This window comes from Micrococcus sp. HG099 (genome assembly GCF_024723355.1).
In the GTDB taxonomy this organism is placed as follows: Bacteria; Actinomycetota; Actinomycetes; order Actinomycetales; family Micrococcaceae; genus Micrococcus; species Micrococcus endophyticus.
This window is the reverse complement of sequence record NZ_JANQCJ010000229.1, coordinates 1-1,797: the sequence shown is the minus strand read 5'-3', so window position 1 is coordinate 1,797 and position 1,797 is coordinate 1. Positions and strand designations below refer to the sequence as shown.

At 75.5% G+C, this 1,797-nt stretch carries 2 protein-coding genes and 1 pseudogene; 1 reads left to right on the top strand and 2 read right to left on the bottom strand.

Translation table 11 applies throughout. The features are described 5' to 3' along the window. A partial coding sequence (locus NWP10_RS11835) for a CvpA family protein (protein ID WP_258301035.1) occupies window positions 1-599 on the bottom strand: 599 nt, incomplete at its 3' end. 180 nt (window positions 600-779) lie between these two features. Between NWP10_RS11835 and NWP10_RS11830 the strand changes: the two genes are divergently transcribed. Beyond that, window positions 780-1,457: a Crp/Fnr family transcriptional regulator gene (locus NWP10_RS11830; protein WP_017489294.1), complete on the top strand. Its 678-nt coding sequence runs from the start codon at window positions 780-782 to the stop codon at window positions 1,455-1,457. A gap of 66 nt (window positions 1,458-1,523) precedes the next feature. Here NWP10_RS11830 and NWP10_RS11825 read toward each other — a convergent pair. Continuing rightward, window positions 1,524-1,797: pseudogene (locus NWP10_RS11825) on the bottom strand (NUDIX hydrolase); the annotation flags it as partial.

The following is a 1,797-nucleotide window of genomic DNA, read 5'->3' as shown; positions in this document are numbered from 1 at the left end:
GTCGTGGCGGGCGAGGAGGTCGGGGGCGCGGCGCGCACGCCGCCGTCGTCGTCAGGGACGGGCACGGGCTCGGGGAGCCGCAGCTCGGGGAGCATGTCCAGGTCCGCCACGGCCGAGCGCGAGCGGGCGGCCCAGGCGAGGGCGGAGTCCGGCAGGACGCGGTCGATCGCGGCGATCACCTGGGAGCGGGCCACCTCGCGGGTCACCGCGCCGGAGCCGGCCGTGGACATGGAGAAGGAGACGAGCCACACCACGAGCGCCCCGGCCACGCCGGCCGCGAGCGCGCCGAGCATCCGGTCCACCAGGCGGAGGGCGGGCAGGTTCACGCGCAGGCGGATCGCCTCGCCGATGGCCGCGCCCACGTACTGGCCCGCGGCCACGAGCAGCACGAGCGTGGCGAGCAGGGCCGCCCACCGCCACTGCGGCGCGGTGACCAGCTGCGCGACCTCGGGCATGGCGTAGAACGCGATCGCCGCGCCGCCGACGAGGCCCACCAGATTGCCCAGGACCACCCACAGGCCGCGGCGATGCCCCTGCACCAGGAGCACCACCAGCAGCACCAGGAGCACGGCGTCCAGCCAGGTCAGGCTCAGCGGCACGGGCGTCTCCCTTCGGCGGTGGCGGGCACCGGCGGCGGCGGGGGCGGAGGGCCCGGTCGGGCCGCCGGAGCGTCCAGGGTATCGGTCCGATCCGGGGCATGGGGCACAATGGAGCGCAGTGGACCGGGCGGCCCTGCCGTCGCGGTGCCAGGAACTCGTTACAGAGAGGACACGCACACCATGGATCTCGAGGTCCTGCGGAAGGCTCCGCTGTTCACCAACCTGGACGACGAGGTGTTCGCCATCCTGACCTCCGAGCTCACGGAGGTGGAGCTCTCCCGCGGCGCGTCCGCGTTCCACGAGGGCGATCAGGGCGATCAGCTGTACGTGATCATGTCCGGCAAGATCAAGCTCGGCCGCACGGCCTCGGACGGCCGCGAGAACCTGGTGGCCGTCCTCGGCCCCGGCGAGATCTTCGGCGAGATGGCCCTGTTCAACCCGGCCCCGCGCAGCGCCACCGCCACCGCGGTCTCCGCCACGCGCCTGGCCGGCCTGCGCCATGAGAACCTGCGCCGCGCCATCGGCTCCTCGCCGGACGTCTCAGTCCAGCTCCTGCAGGCCCTGGCCCAGCGCCTGTCCAAGACCAACGAGTCCCTCGCAGACCTCGTGTTCTCGGATGTGCCCGGCCGCGTGGCCAAGGCCCTCCTGGACCTGGCGGACCGCTTCGGCCGCCCGGCCGCGGACGGCCTGCTCGTGGCCCACGACCTCACCCAGGAGGAGCTCGCCCAGCTGGTCGGCGCCTCCCGCGAGACCGTGAACAAGGCCCTCGCCGAGTTCGTGCAGCGCGGCTGGATCCGGCTCGAGAACCGCGCCGTGGTCATCCTGGACCTGCAGCGCCTGCGCCAGCGCTCGCGCTGACGCCCGGCCCCGACGTCGGACCCCGCGCCGACGTCCCAGCGCACCGCCGTGGAGCGGGTCGCCCGGTCAGTCCCGGGTGACCCGCTCCACGCGCATCCGGGGGACGCCGTCGTCGCCGGCCTCGGTCACCAGGCGGTACTCGGGCACCGGCCCGCGGCCCGCGCCCTGGGTGAGGGCGAGCAGGAAGGCGGCGGCGGTGCGGTGCGCGGCCACGCGGCGCACGAGCACCTGGGTCAGGGGCGTGGCCACCTGGTCCAGCGGCGCGACGCCCTCCTCCCCCGCCGGGCCGGGCAGGGGCACCGGGCCGGCGACGGCGCGGCGGGCCGACACCCACGCCTGG